This is a genomic window from Devosia beringensis (assembly GCF_014926585.1).
Lineage (GTDB): Bacteria > Pseudomonadota > Alphaproteobacteria > Rhizobiales > Devosiaceae > Devosia > Devosia beringensis.
In genome coordinates this window covers 1158943-1176397 of record NZ_CP045422.1, presented here as the reverse complement: position 1 = coordinate 1176397, position 17455 = coordinate 1158943, and the positions used below count along the sequence as shown (strand labels likewise).

The window sequence follows — 17455 nt, the reverse complement described above, 5'->3', positions numbered from 1 at the left end:
TAGCCAAACGTGACCACCGCCCACACCCTTGCCGCCCAAGGCCTCAGCCTCGGCTATGACGACCGCGATATCGTCACCGGGCTCGATTTCGCCGTACCCCAGGGCAAGTTGACGGTCATCATCGGCGCCAACGCTTCGGGCAAGTCCACCTTGCTGCGCGGCCTCTCGCGCCTGCTGGCGCCGCGCGACGGCACGGTGCTGCTCAATGGCAAGTCGATCCATGCGCTTTCGACGCGGCAGGTCGCCACCATTATGGGCGTCTTGCCCCAGTCGCCCACCGCGCCCGAGGGCATACTCGTCGCCGATCTGGTGGGGCGCGGCCGCTATCCGCATCAGGGCTGGTTCCGCCGTCTCAGCCACGACGATGACCTGGCGGTGGCCGCGGCCCTGGCCGCCACCGACATGGCCGATTTTGCCGATCAGCCCGTCGATGCCCTGTCGGGCGGCCAGCGCCAGCGCGTCTGGATCGCCATGGCCCTGGCCCAGGGCACCGATCTGCTGCTGCTCGATGAACCGACCACCTTTCTCGATATCCACCACCAGGTCGAAGTGCTCGACCTGCTGACCGATCTGGTGCGCCATGCCGGCCGCACCGTGGTCGTGGTGCTGCACGACCTCAACCTCGCCTGTCGCTATGCCGACCATATCGTGGCCATGAAGGACGGGCGCCTGGTTGCCGAAGGCGCGCCCTCGGACGTGGTCACCGAGGCCTTGGTTGCCGAGGTCTTCAACCTCGCCGCCCGCGTGGTGCCCGACCCGGTCTCGGGCACGCCGCTGATCGTGCCCATCGGTCGCCACCATGCCGGCGACACGGCCGCGCAGCCATGACCAGTACGCGCCCCTACCGCATCTTCAACGTCGCCCTGGCCCGCACCGCGGACCTCTCCGCCCATCTGCGGCGCCTGACCTTTGCCGGTCCAGAGATTGCCGACATGACCACGCTGGCGCCCGACCAGCGCATCAAGATCTTCTTCCCCGGCACCGATGGCCAGCCGCCCGCGCTGTCCTCGACCGGCGACTGGTACAAGGACTACAAGGCCCTGCCACCCGACCAGCGCGTGCCCATGCGCAGCTACACCATCCGCCATCTGCGCGCCGATTCTGGCGAGCTCGACGTCGATTTCGTGCTGCATGGCGAAACCGGCCCGGCCTCGCGCTGGGCCCTCCATGCTCGGCCTGGCGATCGCCTGCAAATGTCGGCGCCCAACCGCCACGCCCAGGGCGAGATCGGCGGCTATGAGTGGAAGCCGCCCGCCTCGGCCCGCCACATCCTGCTGGCCGCCGACGAAACGGCATTGCCCGCTCTGGCCGGCATTCTCGAGCAACTGGCGTCCCGCTCAGACCGACCCAGCGTCGAGGCCTTCATCGAAATCCCCACCGCCCAGGGCCAGATTGACCTGCCGGCTTGGCCCGGGCTCGACCTGCGCTGGCTGCCCCGCGACGCCGCTGGCGCTGCAACCCGCCCCGGCGACCTGCTGCTCGCCGCCATACAGACCGCCACGCTGCCGCAAGCGACCACCCGTGCCAACGAGGGGCTGGAAGATATCGACATCGACCGCGTCGTGCCCTGGGACCAGGCCGAGACCAGCGACGGCGATTTCTATGCCTGGATCGCCGCTGAATCCGCCGCCGTGATGGCGCTGCGGACTTTTCTGGTCAAGCAGCGCGGCCTCGACCGCCGCGCGCTCAACCTCATGGGCTATTGGCGCCTCGGTAAGGTCTATGACTGACCCGGCGCCACTCAGCCCAGCCGCGCGCCGATGCTCAGGGCGTCGCGGCGGTTGAGTTCCAGCATGCGGGCCATTTCCACCCGTGCCGTCTCGCCCTGGCGCGCCGCGATGGCCTCGGCCACCCGGATATGGCCGTCGCGCGACGGCACCACGTCGTGCTGCAGCACCGCGAAATCATACGACACCCGCAGCATGGTGACGATCAGCGGCCGCATCTGGCGCAGCATGCCATTGCCCGTCGCGTCCAGAATGGTGGCGTGAAACCGGCAGTCCGCCGCGAACATTTCCTGCGCATCGCCCTGTTCGGGATGCATTGCCTGCGCCGCTTCGACAATGGTGGCGATCTGCGCCGCCGTGGCCCGCTGCGCCGCCAGTTCGGCGGCCGCCGGTTCGAGGATGATGCGCAATTCGGTGGTTTCGATGAACATGGTCATCAGCCGCGGATGCCCCGGCTCGTGCCAGGCCACGACGTCGGAATCGAGCAGGTTCCATTCCTCGACCGGGCGCACCCGCGTGCCATAGCGCCGGGCGGTCCGTACCAGGCCCTTGCCCGACAGCACCTTGATGGCATCACGAATTGTGGCGCGGCTGACCTGCAGCGACTCCGCCAGCGCCGGTTCGGTCGGCATGATCTCGCCGGGCAGATAGCTGCCATTGGCGATCCGGCGTCCCAGCAGGTCCACCGCCAGCTTGGCCGCCCCGGTGGGCAGCGCATCGCCATACATCACCGGCGCCTGCAGTATCCGCTTGTCCATAGTCAGCATCGATCAGTGCCCAGTCTGCCTCTGTCTGCGATCCAGCGATCAGCTTGGCCCTGCGATAGCATTGATCTGAACGCCTCGCCATGCCGCCAAAAGCCTGTGTCTCTACATCTGATTTAAACTTGACATCAACCATGCGTGGACGCACGCTTGCTCTACGGGGCAAAGACCCTGGGAGGAGAATGCATATGTTTGTACTTCTTGGCCGCCTTGCGCGGCAGCGGGGGCTTTTTGCCCTCAGCACGGTCGCCATGCTTACCGCAATCGTGCCCGCACACGCCCAAACCACCATCAAATGGCTGCACCTGGAAGCCAATCCCGATCGCCTCGCGACCTGGGAAGATATTGCGGCCGCCTATGAAGAGGCCCATCCCGACGTCAGCATCGAATTCCAGTTCCTCGAGAACGAGGCTTTCAAGGCCAAGCTGCCCACCCTGCTGCAGTCCAATGAAGCGCCCTCGATGTTCTACACCTGGGGCGGCGGCGTGCTGAAGGCACAGTCCGAAACCGGCGCCATTCGCGACCTCAATGCCGCCATGGATGCCGATGGCGGCGCCTGGCGCAATGCCATCAGCCCCGCGGCGGTCGATGGCCTCTCCATCGATGGCAAGGTCTGGGCCGCGCCGGTGCAGTCCGGCCTTGTCTCGTTCTTCTACAACAAGGCCCTGTTCGAACAGGCCGGCGTCGATGCGACGACCATTGCCACCTGGGGTGATTACCTGGCCGCCGTCAGCGCGCTCAAGGAGGCCGGCATCACCCCGATCGCCGGCGGTGGCGGCGACAAGTGGCCGATCCACTTCTTCTGGAGCTACCTGGCCATGCGCGAACTGGGCCAGGATGGCTTTGCCGCCGCCAAGGGTGGCGAAGGCTTCCAGGGCGAAGGCTTCCTGCGCGCCAGCCAGAAGCTGGCCGATCTGGGCGCGCTCGAGCCCTTCCAGGATGGCTATCTCGGCGCCAGTTGGCCCGATACCCAGGCTGTCTTCGCCGATGGCCGCGCGGCCATGATGCTGGCCTTTGAAAATACCGCGACGCCATCCAACCAGGCCAATGCCGCCACCGATGGCAAGGGTCTGGCCTCCGACAATATCGGCCGCTTCGCCTTCCCCGTGGTCGAGGGCGGCGCCGGCGTGATCACCGACGATTTCGGCGGCCTCAATGGCTGGGTCGTCACCACCAATGCCCCGCCGGAAACCGAGGACTTCATCCACTTCCTGACCATTGAAAACGCCGGCCTGCTGGCCGAGCGCAACAATACCCTGCCGACAGCGCTGGGGTCCGACGCCAGCGTCAAGGACCCGAGCCTGGCCGATAGTGCGGCCCAGATGGCCAAGGCCACCTGGCACCAGAACTATCTCGATCAGGATCTCGGTCCCAATGTCGGTCGCGTCGTCAATGACATGTCGGTCGAGCTGGTCTCGGGCGGCGTGACGCCCGAAGAGGCGCTGCAGCAGATCCAGGACGCCTTCTCCATGGAGATGTAAACGCGGCGGGCGGTCCGGATCGGACCGCCCGTTCTTGTCTGCGGCAGCCAAGGACGTTTCCCATGAGTCAGCTAGCCTCGTCTGCATTGAGCCTGCCATCGACCAAAGCCCGCACGCGTCGCCGCGGTGTCGGCAATCGGGGCAAATGGCCCGTCATCGTGCTGTTCCTGCCGCCCGCTCTGCTGCTGTTCACCCTCTTCGTCATCCTGCCCATGGGCGAGGCGGCCTGGTATTCCTTCTTCAACTGGAATGGCTATGGCCTGCCCGAGCAGTGGGTCGGCTGGAAGAACTACGAGCTGATCTTCAAGCAAAGCGCCTTCCGCAACGCCCTGGTCAATAATGGCCTGATCATCGTCGTCTCGATCTGCATCCAGATCCCGCTGGCCCTCTGGCTGGCCACCATGGTCACCAAGCATATCAAGGGCGCCTTGGTTTTCCGCCTGATTTTCTTCCTGCCCTATGTGCTGGCCGACGTTGCCGCGGGCATGATCTGGCGCTTCGTTTACGACGGCGAATTCGGCCTGGTCGCCAATGTCGCCCGCTTCTTCGGCCAGGACCCGCCCTTCTGGCTGGCCGACAAGGACGTGGCCTTCTATGCGGTGCTGGCCGTGATCGTCTGGAAGTATTTCGGCTTCCACATGATGCTGTTCATTGCCGGGCTGCAGGCCATCGACAAGAGCGTGCTCGAGGCCGCCGATATCGACGGCGCCACCGGCTGGCAGAAATTCACCCGGGTCACGCTGCCGCTGCTGGGCTCCACCGTGCGCCTTTCGGTCTTCTTCGCGGTGGTCGGCTCGCTGCAGCTCTTTGACATGATCATGCCGCTCACCGGCGGCGGCCCGTCCAATTCCACCCAGACCCTTGTCACCTTCCTCTACAGCTTCGGCGTCATGCGCATGCAGGTAGGCTTCGGCTCGGCCGTGGGTGTCGTGCTGTTCGTCATCTGTGTCACGCTGGCCTTCAGCTACAAGCGGGTATTCATGAAAAATGACTGACAGCGCCCCTCCCATCGACGCCGCCATCGCGCCCAGCAGCGGTCGCAGCCTCGGCATCAAGACCAAGACCTATCTCTATGCGGCGCTGCTCATCGTCGCCGCCGTCGTGCTGGTCCCGCTCATCACCACCGCCCTTGGCGGCTTCAAGACGCTGGGCGACCTGCGCGGCAATGCCTTCGGCCTGCCGCAGACCTGGATGGTCTCGAACTATGCCGATATCCTGTTCAGCCAGCGCTACTGGCTGCAGATGGGCAATTCGCTGCTGATTGCCGGGCTCACTGTCTTTCTGGTGCTGACCCTGGCCGCCATGGCGGCCTTCGTCTTTGCCCATGTCCGGTTTTTCGGCTCCGATCACCTGCTCAACTATTTCCTGATCGGCCTGATGTTCCCGGCCGCCACCGCCATCCTGCCGCTCTTCATCCGCATCCGCGATCTGGGCCTGCTCGATACCTATTGGGGCGTCGTCCTGCCCCAGGTCGCCTTTGGCCTGGGCATGAGCATCCTGCTGTTCCGCAACTATTTCCGCGGCATGCCGTCCGAACTGTTCGACGCCGCCTTTGTCGATGGCGCCGGCTACTTCCGCTTCTTCTGGCACATCACCCTGCCGCTCAGCCGGCCCATCATCGCCACGGTGGGCATCATCAGCTTTGTCGGCAGCTGGAACAGCTACATCCTGCCGCTGATCATGCTGAACTCGGAATCAAAATATCCCTGGCCGCTGGGCATCATGGTCTATCGCGGCGAGTTCAGCACCGACTGGCAGCTGATCCTGGCCTTTATCACCCTGACCATTACCCCGACGATCATCGTCTTCTTTGCCGCTCAAAAGCACATCATTGCCGGTCTGACCGCCGGCGCCGTCAAATAATCGGAGAACAGCATGGCCGGTCTTGAGCTGCGCAACCTCGCAAAAAGCTATGGCATGGTGTCGGTCATCGAGGGCATCAACCTCGATGTCAAAGACGGCGAGTTCGTCGCCCTGGTCGGCCCCTCGGGCTGCGGCAAGTCGACCATCCTGCGCATGATCGCGGGCCTGGAGGATATTACCGAGGGCGATATCTATATCGGCGGCGAAGTGGTCAACGAGTTGACGCCCAAGGAGCGCAACATCGCCATGGTGTTCCAGTCCTATGCGCTCTATCCGCATATGACGGTCTATCGCAACATGGCCTTCAATCTCGAACTGGCCGGAAGGCCCAAGGCCGAAATCGACCAGCGCGTCCGCGTCGCCGCCAAGATGCTCGAGCTCGAGCCGCTGCTCGATCGCAAGCCCAGCCAGCTCTCGGGCGGCCAGCGCCAGCGCGTCGCCATGGGTCGCGCGGTGGTGCGCAATCCGTCCGTCTTTCTGTTCGATGAGCCGCTGTCCAACCTCGATGCCAAGCTGCGCGTGCAGATGCGCGCAGAGATCAAGCTGCTGCACAAGAAGGTCGGCGTCACCTCAGTCTATGTCACCCATGATCAGGTCGAGGCCATGACCCTGGCCGATCGGGTTGTGGTGCTCGACAAGGGCATCATCCAGCAGGCCGGCTCCCCCATGGAGCTCTATCGCCAGCCGGCCAATACCTTCGTGGCCGGCTTCATCGGCTCCCCGTCCATGAACTTCTTTGCCGCCACCATCGTCGGGGGCGTCGCAAAGATGGAAACCGGCGAAGCCTTCCCGTTCAATCCCCGCGAACAACTGGCCGAAGGTCAGGCGGTGACCGTCGGCGTGCGCCCGGAACATTTCCAGCGCAGCGGCTCGGGGCCAAGCCTCAGCGGCCCCATCGACATTGTCGAGCCCACCGGCGGGCTGACCTTCGTCACCGTGCACCTTGCCGGCCAGCCCACGGTCGTCACCATCAGCGGCGACGACACGGTCAAGCTCGGCGCCAGTCTCACACTCTTCACCCAGCCCGAGCAGGTCTATGTCTTTGACGGGGCCAGCGGCCGGCGCATCAGCGAGAACTAGGAGGCAGCCGGGACTTTAGTCGATCTCGATCACGGCCTTGATCAGCCCGCTCTTCTGGCTGGCCCAGCGCGGCAGGTCGGTCACCGCGCCCGTCAGCGTGGTGCGATGGGTAATCAGCCGGTCGACCGGCACCTGGCCGGCGCCGATGGCGGCGATGACGCGTTCGAAATCCACGGCAGTTGCGTTGCGGCTGCCCAATATGGTCATTTCCTTGCGGTGGAAATCGCTGTCGGCAAAGCTGATGTCGCCCTTGACCACGCTGACCAGCACATAGCGCCCGCCATGGGCGACGAAGTCGAAACCCTTTTCGATCGAGCCCTGGTTGCCGGTTGCGTCGAACACCACGTCAAAGCCCTCGCCATCGGTGACGCTGCCGACCTGGGCATCGACAGCGTCATCGGCCAGGATCGTGCCGGCAATGTCGAACAGGTCCGCCGCCACCGCCAGCCGCTCCGCATCGCGGTCGAGCACCGTGACCCTGGCGCCCGACAGCGTCGCGAACAGCACCGCGCCAAAGCCGATCGGGCCGGCCCCGATCACCAGCACCCGGTCGCTGCTGTCCAGAGCCGCCCGCCGCACCGCATGGGCGCCGATGGCGAGAAACTCCACACAGGCACAGGCATCGGCCGACAGGCCTTCGGCGCGCACCAGGTTCTGTGGCGGCAGCGACAGCAATCCGGTCATGCCGCCATCGCGATGCACGCCCAGCACGGCGATTTTCGTGCAGCAATTGGGCTTGCCCTTGCGGCAGGCAATGCAGCTGCCGCAGGAGAGATAGGGATTGACCACGACGATCTCGCCGGCCCGGAAGTCGCTCTCGCCGCCATCCACCACTTCCACGGCCAGCTCGTGCCCCATCACCCTTGGATAGGCGAGGAAAGGATGCTTGCCCTCATAGATGTGATAGTCGGTGCCACAAATGCCGACACGGCGCGGCCGCACCAGCACCTCGCCCGCCGCGCGCGCCGCTGCGGGTCGCTGCACCACTTCCAGCGTGCCGGGGGTTGAACAGAGCAGCGCGTCCATAGCTTCCATCATCGTTTCCTGACAAGCGTTTAGAGCAGCAGGGCGAGCGGGCTTTCCACCCTCACGCGCATCTGCCAGTGGCGTAGGTTCGCATCGGCGCGCCGCCGCAGAGCGACAAAATCTGCTGTCCAAAGCAGCGTCAATATGTTTTTTATGGATAATAGAAAAAACGGGATTCCGCTTCAGTGAAAAGCGACACAGTTTTCAAACGGGCATTCAACGACATGCTCACCATAGTCGGCGCCCAGGAGATCGGCGCCGTTCTGCCATCGGAAAACGACCTCAGTGCCCGGCTGGGGGTGAGCCGCACGACGGTGCGCAAGGTGCTGTCCCAGCTCAGTGCGCGTGGTTATGTCAGCGACAACGGCCGCAACCGCCTGGTGCAGGGCACCGTGCCCGGCGATGCGCACTTTCCCCAGGTCGAGACGGTACCAACCGCCCAGCAGGTGGAAAAGAGCTTCATGGAATGGATGCTGCGCGGCGACACCAAGCCGGGCGCCCAGATCAACGAGCTCGAAATGGCGCGTGCCTTTGGCGTCGGCACCACCGGCATCCGCGAATTCCTCAACCGCTTTCGCCGCTTCGGGCTGATCGAGAAGCGCCCCAATGCCGGCTGGCTGTTCAAGGGCTTTACCCAGGATTTCGCCATGGAACTGTTCGAAATCCGCGAGATGTTCGAGCTGCGTTCGGCCCAGGCCCTGGCCGTCTTGCCGCCCACCGCGCCGGTCTGGGCCGCGCTGCGCCAGCTCGAGCGCGAGCACCACGCCTTGCTCGGCGATATCGATGGCCGCTTCCAGGACTTTTCCGACCTCGACAACCGCTTTCACCGGCTGATCAATGCCGCCGTGCCCAACCGCTTCATCGACGATTTCTACGACATCATCACCGTGATCTTTCACTACCACTACCAGTGGAACAAGCGCGACGAGCGCCAGCGCAACGAGGTGGCGATCCGCGAACACCTGGCCTATTTCGAGGCCCTGTTCAGCCGCGATCCGCAGCGCGCCCGCGCCGCCTGCAGCCGGCATCTGGCTTCGGCCAAGCACACCATGCTGGCCGCGTTCTCGGACGACTGAACCCTGCCTGGCACCGGCCACCGCCGGCGCTGGCGTTGTTTGGAATAAATGCACTTCCACAGACAACAACGGAACATCTGTTCTTATTCAGTTTACTCTGCATAAAAAACATTTTGCAGACCCTTGCAGACGTGCATAGATATGCGGGCGCCGCCGGGCCCCGAATGTCCGTGTCGAGCACATCATGGGAGAGTAGCATTATGATCTTGAGCAAGCTGAACCGCCGCGCGGTTCTGTCCATCTCTGCTGTCGCACTGGCCGCCGGCATGCTGGGCGCAACCCCGTCCATCGCGCAGGACGTGACCATTCCTATCATCGTCAAGGACACCACGTCCTTCTACTGGCAGATCGTGCTGGCCGGCGCCCGCGCCGCCGGCAAGGATCTCGGCGTTAACGTACCCGAACTGGGCGCCCAGGCCGAAACCGACATCAACGGCCAGATTTCCATCCTCGAAAACGCCGTTGCCGGCAGCCCCGCCGCCGTGGTGATCGCCCCGACCGAAAAGTCGGCTTTGGGTGCGCCGATCACAGAAGCCGCCAATTCCGTGCCGATCGTGGGCATCGATTCCTCGGCTGACTCCACCGCCTTCACCTCCTTCCTCACCACCGACAACGTCCAGGGCGGCCGCATCGCTGCCGACGGCCTGGCCGCTGCCATCATGGCCGCTACGGGCAAGGAAGAGGGCGAAGTCGCCCTGATCACCTCAGTGCCCAATGCCGGTTCGCTCGAAGAGCGCAAGCAGGGCTTCATCGAACAGCTGGCCAAGTATCCCGGCCTCAAGCTGGTTGCCGACAAATATGCCGATGGGCAGGCCGCTACCGGCCTCAACATCACCACCGATCTGCTGACTGCCAATCCCAACCTGGTCGGCATCTTTGCCTCCAACCTGATAATGGCGCAGGGCGCCGGCCAGGCCCTGGCTGAAAACGGCGTGGCCGACAAGGTCTCGCTGATCGGCTTCGACAGCGACGACAAGCTGGTCGGCTTCCTGACCGACGGCACCATCGACGCCCTGGTGGTCCAGGACCCCTACCGCATGGGTTACGACGGCATCAAGACCGCTCTGGCTGCCTCCAAGGGCGAAAAGGTCGAGGCTTTCGTCGATACCGGTGCCAACCTGATCACCACCGCCAACATGAACGACGAGCGCAGCCAGGCGCTGCTCAATCCCAAGGTCGACTGACCATGCTGGCCGGGGAGCGCTGCGGATTGACTCCGCCGCGTCCCCCGGCTCCAATTGCGTGGTGGTGACGGCCCGGCACAGGGGTCGCCCACCAGAGGAGTGGCGGGAGAATTATCGTGACAGAGCTCTCATCGGGAGCATCAACGCCTGGGGTCGGTCCCGGTGCGCTGCCCCATGCTGACGCCGACCTGATCCTGGAGCTGCATGCGCTCGAAAAGCGGTACGGCTTCATCCAGGCGCTCAAGCCCGCAACACTCGCCTTCCGGCGCGGTGAAATCCACGCCATTGTCGGCGAGAACGGCGCCGGCAAGTCGACCCTGATCAAGCTGCTGACCGGCGTCATCCGCCGCACCGGCGGCAAGATCCTGTGGAACGGCCAGGAAGTCGAGCTGTCGACCCCCAACGAGGCCATCGCCCACGGCATCAATGCTGTGCACCAGGAAGTGGTGCTGTGCCGGCATCTTTCGGTTGCCGCCAATATCTTCCTCGGTGACGAAACCGTCCGCTTCGGCATCCTGCAGAAGCGGGAGATGACCCGCGCCGCCCAGAAGATCCTCGACGATATCGGCTTCAACCTGCCCGCTGACGCGATCCTGGGCTCGCTCACCATCGGCCAGCAGCAGCTGGTCGCCACTGCCCGCGCCTCGCTGCGCGGCACCAAGTTCATCATCTTCGACGAGCCCACGGCCTATCTTACCCGCTCAGAGGCCGCCCAGCTCTTCGCCCTGATCCGCCGTCTCAAGGATGAAGGCGTCACCATCGTCTATATCAGCCACCGCATGGAAGAGGTTTTCGAGCTGGCCGACCGCGTCTCGGTGCTGCGCGACGGCACCATGGTGGGCACCCGCGACATTGCCGAGACCAACGATACCGAGCTGGTCGCGCTGATGATCAACCGCACGCTCGACCAGATCTACCACAAGGAAACCATTCCCTTCGGCAAGCAGCTGCTCGAAACCCGTTCCCTGTCCGGCAAGGGCTTCAACGACATTTCGCTCAGCGTGCGCGCCGGCGAGATCGTCGGCCTCTATGGCCTGATCGGCGCCGGCCGCAGCGAATTCGCCCTCAGCGTCTTCGGCCGCAATCCCAAGACCGCCGGCGATATCGTCTGGCAGGGCGAGGTGGTCGACATGCGCAACGAGCGCACCGCCATCGACCTGGGCATTGCCCTGGCCCCCGAAAGCCGCCGCGACCAGGGCCTCAACCTCAACCTGCCCATCGGGCTCAATATCAACCTGCCGGTCTATGACCGGATCAATTCCGGTATTGTCGTCAATGTCGCCGAGGAGAAGAAGCGAGCCAACCAGCAGATCAAGGATCTGGGCATCAAGACACCGTCGCGCCATACGCTGGCCTCCTCCATGTCGGGCGGTAACCAGCAAAAGATCGTCATCGGCAAGTGGCTCAACCACGGCGCCGACCTGTTCATCTTCGACGAGCCCACCGTCGGCGTCGATGTCGGCACCAAGGCCGAGATCTATCGCCTGTTCGCCCGCCTGCTCAAGAATGGCGCCGGCATCATCCTGATCTCATCCTATCTTCCCGAGGTCTATGAGCTGGCCGATACGCTGCACGTGTTCCGCGATGGCCGCCTGGTCGGCAGCCAGGCCTATCGCCAACGCACCCATGAAGAAGTTCTGGCCGAGGCCATCGGCGTCTGACGCCCCAGACTGGAGAAGACGACAGTGACCACCGAAGTAACCCCGACCGAGCCGACCAAGCGCAATTACAGTTTCCTCTTCGCGCTGACCCTGCTGGGCCTCTTGGTCCTGCTCTGCGTCGCCCTCTCGATTGCCACGCCCAGCTTTGCCACCGGCAACAATATTTCGAACCTGCTGCGCCAGGGCTCGATGATCGCGATCCTCGCCATCGGCCAGACCTTCGTCATCATTACCGGCGGCATCGATCTGTCGGTGGGTGCGGTGGTGGGCTTTTCCACCGTCGTGGTCGCCGGCCTCATCCAGTCCGGCATGCCCATTCCCCTGGCCATCATCATCACTTTGGTGGTCGGCCTGCTGATCGGCTGCTTTCATGCCTTCGGCATCGTCAAGATGGGCCTGCCGCCCTTCATCATGACCCTGGCGACGCTCACCTCCTTGCGTGGCATTGGCCTGCTGATGACCAATGGCTCGACCATCAACATCACCAACGAGGCGTTCACCCAGTTCTCGCGCGAGAGCTTTATCGGCGTGCCCAACCTGTTCTGGATGGTGGTGATCGTCGCCATCCCGTCCTTTATCTTCCTCCATCTCTCCAAATGGGGCCGCTACCTCTACGCCGTGGGCTCCAATGCCGAGGCCGCCCGCCTGTCCGGCGTCTCGGTGCCCAAGATGATCTTCATCGCCTATGGCCTCTCCTCGATGTTTGCCGCCTTTGTCGGCATCATGCTGGCGGCACGCCTGGGCGTCGGCAATGCCACCCAGGGCGACGGTTGGGAATTGCAGGCCATTGCCTCGACGGTGATCGGCGGCACGTCCCTGTTCGGCGCGGTCGGCTCGGTGCACGGGCCCCTGATCGGCGCCTTTATCCTGGCCACCATCGCCAATGGCGCCAACCTGCTCAACGTCAACTCCTTCTGGCAGCGCATCATCACCGGCGTGCTGATCATCGTCATCGTCTTCTTCGACCAGCTCCGCCGCCGCAACCGATAGCGGCACCCACAGCAAGCCGGCCTGGGCGAGTCCCGGGCCGGCATACTATGCCCCATTGAGCGGACCTCTTGGCGGGATACTCGCCGGCCGCAGCGCCGCAGTCCAGGCCCGCAGCTGCCGGCCACCACCCCCATCCAGCCCCGACCGTCACCCCCGCATCCGCCAAGGCTTGCGCTCGTCACGATTCCAATGCATAGACACATTCGAATATACTAATGTTCGGAGTTGTGATGTCGATTTCCCGTGCCGTTACCGCCTTTGCCGGAGCGATGGTTCTGCTGTCAGTCCTGCTGACGGCACTCGTCTCGCCGCATTTCGTCTGGCTTACCGTCTTTGTCGGCGCCAACCTGCTGCAGTCGGCCTTTACCGGCTTTTGCCCGGCGGCCCGCCTGTTCCGCGCCATCGGCCTCAAGCCGGAAGGGGGACGCTGAGATGGCCCGCACCACCACCACGCTCCTCGCCGTCACCGGCCTGCTGTTGACCCTTGCCAGCCCGGCTTTGGCTGGATCATTGATCCTGGCCCCCCAGTCCCTGCCGGTCTGGAAGGCCGTCTATGGCCAGGTCGAGGCCCGCACCACCATGCCGGCGCGAGCCCGTATCGGCGGCACCCTGATCGCGCTGGACGTTACCGAGGGCGACATGGTCACGGCCGGGCAAGTCATCGGCACGCTGCGCGACGACAAGATTGGCTTTCAGGTTACCGCGCTCGACGCCCAGCTGCGCGCCCTGACCGCCCAGTTCGACAATGCCCAGTCTGAACTGGCGCGCAGCCAGACCTTGCTCGAGCGCGGTGTCGCCACCGCCCAGCAGCTCGATCTCCTGCGCACCCAGGCCGATGTGGTGCGCAACCAGCTCGCCGCGACCCAGGCCCAGCGCCAGGTCGTGCTGCAGCAGGCGTCTGAAGGCGCGGTGCTGGCGCCGGCCGATGGCAAGGTGCTTACCGTGCCGGTGACAGCCGGTGCCGTGATCATGCCGGGCGAGCCGATTGCCACCATTGGCGGCGGCGGCTTCTTCCTGCGTCTGGCGCTCCCCGAGCGCTATGCCGCCCTGCTCGAACAGGGCGCGACCTTGCGCGTCGAAACGGGCGACACCAGCGCCACCGGGCAGCTGGTCAAGCTCTATCCGCAGATCGAAAACGGCCGCGTCGTGGCCGATGTGGAGGTCGACAATCTGCCGACTGCCTTCGTCAATGCCCGCCTGCTGGTGCGGGTGCCGGTTGGCAAGCGCGAGGCGCTGATGGTGCCCATGGTCGCCCTGGTCAGCCGGGCCGGCCTCGACTTCGTCACGGTCCAGACTGCTGACGGCACCAGCGAACGCGCCGTGGTTATCGGCGAGCGCAACGGCGACAATATCGAAATCCTGACCGGGCTTGCCGCCGGCGACGAGGTCATCACGCCATGAAACTGGGTATTGCCGGCAGCCTGACCAAGACCTTTATCCGCTCGGCGCTGACGCCCCTGTTCCTGCTTGCGGCCCTCGCGGTTGGCCTCGTCGCCCTGATGACGCTGCCGCGCGAAGAGGAGCCACAGATTTCCGTGCCTATGGTGGACATCCTCGTCCAGGTGCCCGGCCTCAAGGCTGATGACGCCGTCAAGCTGGTCACCGAACCGCTCGAGACCATCGTCAAGGGTATCGACGGGGTCGAACACGTCTATTCCCAGACCCGTGACGAGGGCGTGATGGTGACCGCACGCTTTGTCGTCGGCACCTCCTCCGACGCCGCCGTGCTGCGCGTGCACGACAAGGTGCGCGCCAATGCCAGCATCATCCCGGTCGGCATTCCCGAACCCATGATCGTCGGTCGGGGCATCGACGATGTCGCCATCGTCGCGCTGACCCTCTCGCCCAAGCCGGAGGCCGCCACCCGCATCTCACCCAATGATCTGACGCGCATCGCCCGCGAATTGCGCACCGAAATCGCCAAGGTGGAAAATGTCGGCCTCAGCTATCTGGTCGGGGAAACCGGCGAGGCCATCCGCATCGCGCCCGATCCCGAAAAACTGGCGCTTTATGGCATCACCTTGCAGCAATTGTCCGGCAAGGTCACCGGCGCCAATCGCTCGCTCTCCACTGGTCTGGTGCGCGATGGCGGTGACCAGATCGAGCTCATTGCCGGCCAGACCCTGCAGACCCCCTCCCAGATCGGCAATCTGCTGCTGACCAGCCGCGATGGTCGCCCCGTCTATGTCGGCGACGTCGCCGATGTCGCCTTTGTCACCGATACCTCCGACCTCTACGTCTCCACGGTTACCCGCGCGGCCGATGGCACAATATTGCGGGTGCCCTCGGTCACCCTGGCGGTGGCCAAGCGCGCTGGGGCCAATGCCGTCACCGTGGCCGAGGCCATCCTGCATCGCGTCGAAGCCGCCGAGCACACGCTGATTCCCCACGACATTGTCGTGGAAGTGACGCGCGACTACGGCGAAACCGCCAATGAAAAAGCCAATGAGCTGCTGTTCCATCTCGGCCTGGCCACGCTCTCCATCATTGTCCTGGTCTGGGTAGCCATCGGCCGCCGCGAGGCCCTGGTCGTGGCGGTGGTCATCCCGGTGACCATCCTGCTCACCCTGTTTGCTGCCAAGGTCATGGGCTATACGCTCAACCGCGTCTCGCTCTTTGCCCTGATCTTTTCCATCGGTATCCTGGTCGATGATGCCATCGTGGTGATCGAGAACATCGCCCGCCATTGGGGCATGGGCGATGGCCGTGATCGCCAGCAGGCCGCCATCGAGGCAGTGGCCGAAGTGGGTAATCCCACCATCGTGGCCACGCTGACCGTGGTGGTGGCCCTGCTGCCCATGCTGTTCGTCTCGGGCATGATGGGCCCCTATATGAGCCCGATCCCGGCCAATGCCTCGGCCGCCATGATCTTTTCCTTCTTCGTCGCCGTCATCGTCACCCCCTGGCTGATGCTCAAGGTCGCCGGCAAGGCGCCCGTCCATGCCCATACCAGCCATCACGGGCCGGGCGGCATTCTGGGCCGGGCCTATACGGCCGTGGCGCGGCCCATCCTGTCGTCAAAGGCGGCCAGTTGGTCCTTCCTGATCGTCGTCGGTATAATGACCCTGGGCTCGCTGGCGCTGTTCTACACCCGCGACGTCACCGTCAAGCTGCTGCCCTTCGACAACAAGTCCGAACTGGCCGTGATGATCGACCTGCCCGAGGGCTCGTCGGTGGAGGCCACCGATGCCATGGCCCAGGCCATTGCCGCCGTGGCCCTGACCATGCCTGAAGTGCTCTCGACCCAGACGCATGCCGGCACCGCCGCGCCGTTCAACTTCAATGGCCTGGTGCGTCACGCCTATCTGCGCGCCGAGCCGCAACTGGGCGATGTGCAGCTTAACCTCACGCCCAAGACAGATCGGCAACGCTCCAGCCACCAGATCGCGCTCGACCTGCGCACCCAGCTTGCCGCGCTGCCCATGCCGCAGGGCACTTCCATCAAGGTGGTGGAGCCCCCGCCGGGACCGCCGGTCATGGCGACGCTGCTGGCCGAGATCTATGGCCCGGACGCCCAGACCCGCCGCGACACGGCCGCCAGGGTGGAAGCCGCCTTCCGCTCGGTACCCTTCGTGGTCGATGTCGACAATTCCTTCGGCACCCCTACGCGGCGCATCCGCGCCACCATCTCGACCGATGATCTGGAATTCTTCCATGTCGAGGAGGGCGACGTGCTCGATACGCTGGCCATTCTCAATGGCGGCAGCACGGTGGGCTATTCCCATCGCGGCGACGGGCGCAGCCCGATCCCCATCGTGCTCGAACGGGCCAAGAGCGACAAGGTGCTCGACGAGCGTTTCCTGTCGACGCCGCTGCCGGCCAATGTCCTGCCGGGCGATCGCGGCGTCGTCGAGCTGGGCGATGTCATCCAGACTCACGCCGAGACCGCGTCTTTCCCGGTCTTCCGCCACAATGGCCGCGCTGCCGAAATGGTGACGGCAGAGCTGGCCGGGGACTATGAGGCCCCGCTCTATGGCATGCTGGCGGTGCAGGCCGCCCTCGATGCCCAGGACTGGACAGGTCTGACCAAGCCCGAGATCGCGCTCAACGGCCAGCCGACCGACGAGACCAAGACGACCCTCCTCTGGGATGGCGAGTGGGAAGTGACCTGGGTCACCTTCCGCGACATGGGAGCGGCCTTCGGCGTTGCCATCATCGGCATCTATATCCTGGTCGTCGCCCAGTTCGGCTCGTTCAAGGTGCCGCTGGTCATCCTGACCCCGATCCCGCTGACCTTCATCGGCATCCTGGTCGGCCACTGGCTGTTCAAGGCGCCCTTCACCGCCACCTCGATGATCGGCTTCATCGCCCTGGCCGGCATCATCGTCCGCAATTCCATCCTGCTGGTCGATTTTGTCCGCAATACCGCCAGCCCGGACCGACCGCTGACCGAGGTGCTGATCGAAGCGGGTGCCATCCGCTTCAAGCCCATCCTGCTCACCGCGCTGGCCGCGATGATCGGCGCCGCTGTCATCCTGACCGATCCGATCTTCCAGGGCCTGGCGATCTCCCTGCTGTTCGGCCTGGCCTCGTCAACCCTGCTCACCGTGCTGGTGATCCCGGCCATCTATCGGGTGCTGCGCACCTAGCAGATCACCTGGCA

15 protein-coding genes are annotated in these 17455 nt (G+C 64.6%); 13 read left to right on the top strand and 2 right to left on the bottom strand.

Going from position 1 to position 17455, the window contains the following annotated elements; all coding sequences use genetic code 11:
• Positions 1-9: 9 nt before the first annotated feature.
• Together GDR53_RS05735 and GDR53_RS05730 are read left to right on the top strand one after the other, a co-directional pair.
• Complete coding sequence (locus GDR53_RS05735) at positions 10-828, top strand: ABC transporter ATP-binding protein (protein WP_193337118.1); 819 nt, start codon at positions 10-12, stop codon at positions 826-828.
• Positions 825-1730: a siderophore-interacting protein gene (locus GDR53_RS05730; protein WP_193337117.1), complete on the top strand. Its 906-nt coding sequence runs from the start codon at positions 825-827 to the stop codon at positions 1728-1730. The genes GDR53_RS05735 and GDR53_RS05730 overlap by 4 nt, the downstream gene beginning before the upstream one ends.
• A gap of 11 nt (positions 1731-1741) precedes the next feature.
• On the opposite strand, the gene GDR53_RS05725 is transcribed toward GDR53_RS05730, so the two are convergent.
• The gene (locus GDR53_RS05725; protein WP_193337116.1) at positions 1742-2485 is read right to left on the bottom strand and encodes a FadR/GntR family transcriptional regulator; all 744 of its coding nucleotides are present in this window, start codon (positions 2483-2485) and stop codon (positions 1742-1744) included.
• Positions 2486-2679: 194 nt separating this feature from the next.
• On the opposite strand from GDR53_RS05725, the gene GDR53_RS05720 reads away from it, so the two are divergent.
• The 4 genes from GDR53_RS05720 (at position 2680) to GDR53_RS05705 (ending at position 6915) form a co-directional block, all read left to right on the top strand.
• Entirely contained in the window at positions 2680-3972 is a 1293-nt protein-coding gene (locus GDR53_RS05720; protein ID WP_193337115.1) for an extracellular solute-binding protein, read from the top strand.
• A 62-nt stretch (positions 3973-4034) separates the two neighbouring features.
• Positions 4035-4967: a carbohydrate ABC transporter permease gene (locus tag GDR53_RS05715; protein WP_193337114.1), complete on the top strand. Its 933-nt coding sequence runs from the start codon at positions 4035-4037 to the stop codon at positions 4965-4967.
• Complete coding sequence (locus GDR53_RS05710; protein WP_193337113.1) at positions 4960-5835, top strand: carbohydrate ABC transporter permease; 876 nt, start codon at positions 4960-4962, stop codon at positions 5833-5835. The genes GDR53_RS05715 and GDR53_RS05710 overlap by 8 nt, the downstream gene beginning before the upstream one ends.
• Before the next feature lie 12 nt (positions 5836-5847).
• The gene (locus GDR53_RS05705; RefSeq protein ID WP_193337112.1) at positions 5848-6915 is read left to right on the top strand and encodes an ABC transporter ATP-binding protein; all 1068 of its coding nucleotides are present in this window, start codon (positions 5848-5850) and stop codon (positions 6913-6915) included.
• 15 nt (positions 6916-6930) lie between these two features.
• Here GDR53_RS05705 and GDR53_RS05700 read toward each other — a convergent pair whose 3' ends face one another.
• Positions 6931-7941, bottom strand: a complete 1011-nt coding sequence (locus GDR53_RS05700) for a zinc-binding alcohol dehydrogenase family protein (protein WP_193337988.1) — start codon at positions 7939-7941, stop codon at positions 6931-6933.
• Between the two features lie 185 nt (positions 7942-8126).
• Between GDR53_RS05700 and GDR53_RS05695 the strand changes: the two genes are divergently transcribed.
• From GDR53_RS05695 to GDR53_RS05665, 7 genes are all read left to right on the top strand, one after another.
• The gene (locus GDR53_RS05695) at positions 8127-9017 is read left to right on the top strand and encodes a GntR family transcriptional regulator (protein ID WP_193337111.1); all 891 of its coding nucleotides are present in this window, start codon (positions 8127-8129) and stop codon (positions 9015-9017) included.
• Positions 9018-9217: 200 nt separating this feature from the next.
• Entirely contained in the window at positions 9218-10201 is a 984-nt protein-coding gene (locus tag GDR53_RS05690) for an ABC transporter substrate-binding protein (RefSeq protein WP_193337110.1), read from the top strand.
• Positions 10202-10368: 167 nt separating this feature from the next.
• Positions 10369-11862 carry a sugar ABC transporter ATP-binding protein gene (locus GDR53_RS05685; RefSeq protein WP_332872443.1) on the top strand — a complete coding sequence of 498 codons (1494 nt, stop codon included), beginning with the start codon at positions 10369-10371 and terminating at the stop codon, positions 11860-11862.
• Between the two features lie 24 nt (positions 11863-11886).
• Complete coding sequence (locus tag GDR53_RS05680; protein WP_193337109.1) at positions 11887-12852, top strand: ABC transporter permease; 966 nt, start codon at positions 11887-11889, stop codon at positions 12850-12852.
• 230 nt (positions 12853-13082) lie between these two features.
• The gene (locus GDR53_RS05675) at positions 13083-13283 is read left to right on the top strand and encodes a YgaP family membrane protein (RefSeq protein WP_193337108.1); all 201 of its coding nucleotides are present in this window, start codon (positions 13083-13085) and stop codon (positions 13281-13283) included.
• 1 nt (position 13284) lies between these two features.
• A complete protein-coding gene (locus tag GDR53_RS05670; RefSeq protein ID WP_193337107.1) occupies positions 13285-14253 on the top strand; it encodes an efflux RND transporter periplasmic adaptor subunit in 969 nt (322 codons plus the stop codon).
• Positions 14250-17441 (top strand): efflux RND transporter permease subunit, encoded by a 3192-nt coding sequence (locus tag GDR53_RS05665; protein WP_193337106.1) that lies wholly within the window; start codon positions 14250-14252, stop codon positions 17439-17441. The genes GDR53_RS05670 and GDR53_RS05665 overlap by 4 nt, the downstream gene beginning before the upstream one ends.
• Positions 17442-17455: the final 14 nt, after the last annotated feature.

Coding starts and splice junctions, on each gene's coding strand:
- GDR53_RS05700 (WP_193337988.1), bottom strand. CDS start 7,941: ATGGACGCGCTGCTCTGTTCAACCCCCGGCACGCTGGAAGTGGTGCAG.
- GDR53_RS05665 (WP_193337106.1), top strand. CDS start 14,250: ATGAAACTGGGTATTGCCGGCAGCCTGACCAAGACCTTTATCCGCTCG.
- GDR53_RS05720 (WP_193337115.1), top strand. CDS start 2,680: ATGTTTGTACTTCTTGGCCGCCTTGCGCGGCAGCGGGGGCTTTTTGCC.
- GDR53_RS05725 (WP_193337116.1), bottom strand. CDS start 2,485: ATGGACAAGCGGATACTGCAGGCGCCGGTGATGTATGGCGATGCGCTG.
- GDR53_RS05670 (WP_193337107.1), top strand. CDS start 13,285: ATGGCCCGCACCACCACCACGCTCCTCGCCGTCACCGGCCTGCTGTTG.
- GDR53_RS05690 (WP_193337110.1), top strand. CDS start 9,218: ATGATCTTGAGCAAGCTGAACCGCCGCGCGGTTCTGTCCATCTCTGCT.
- GDR53_RS05675 (WP_193337108.1), top strand. CDS start 13,083: ATGTCGATTTCCCGTGCCGTTACCGCCTTTGCCGGAGCGATGGTTCTG.
- GDR53_RS05705 (WP_193337112.1), top strand. CDS start 5,848: ATGGCCGGTCTTGAGCTGCGCAACCTCGCAAAAAGCTATGGCATGGTG.
- GDR53_RS05710 (WP_193337113.1), top strand. CDS start 4,960: ATGACTGACAGCGCCCCTCCCATCGACGCCGCCATCGCGCCCAGCAGC.
- GDR53_RS05730 (WP_193337117.1), top strand. CDS start 825: ATGACCAGTACGCGCCCCTACCGCATCTTCAACGTCGCCCTGGCCCGC.
- GDR53_RS05715 (WP_193337114.1), top strand. CDS start 4,035: ATGAGTCAGCTAGCCTCGTCTGCATTGAGCCTGCCATCGACCAAAGCC.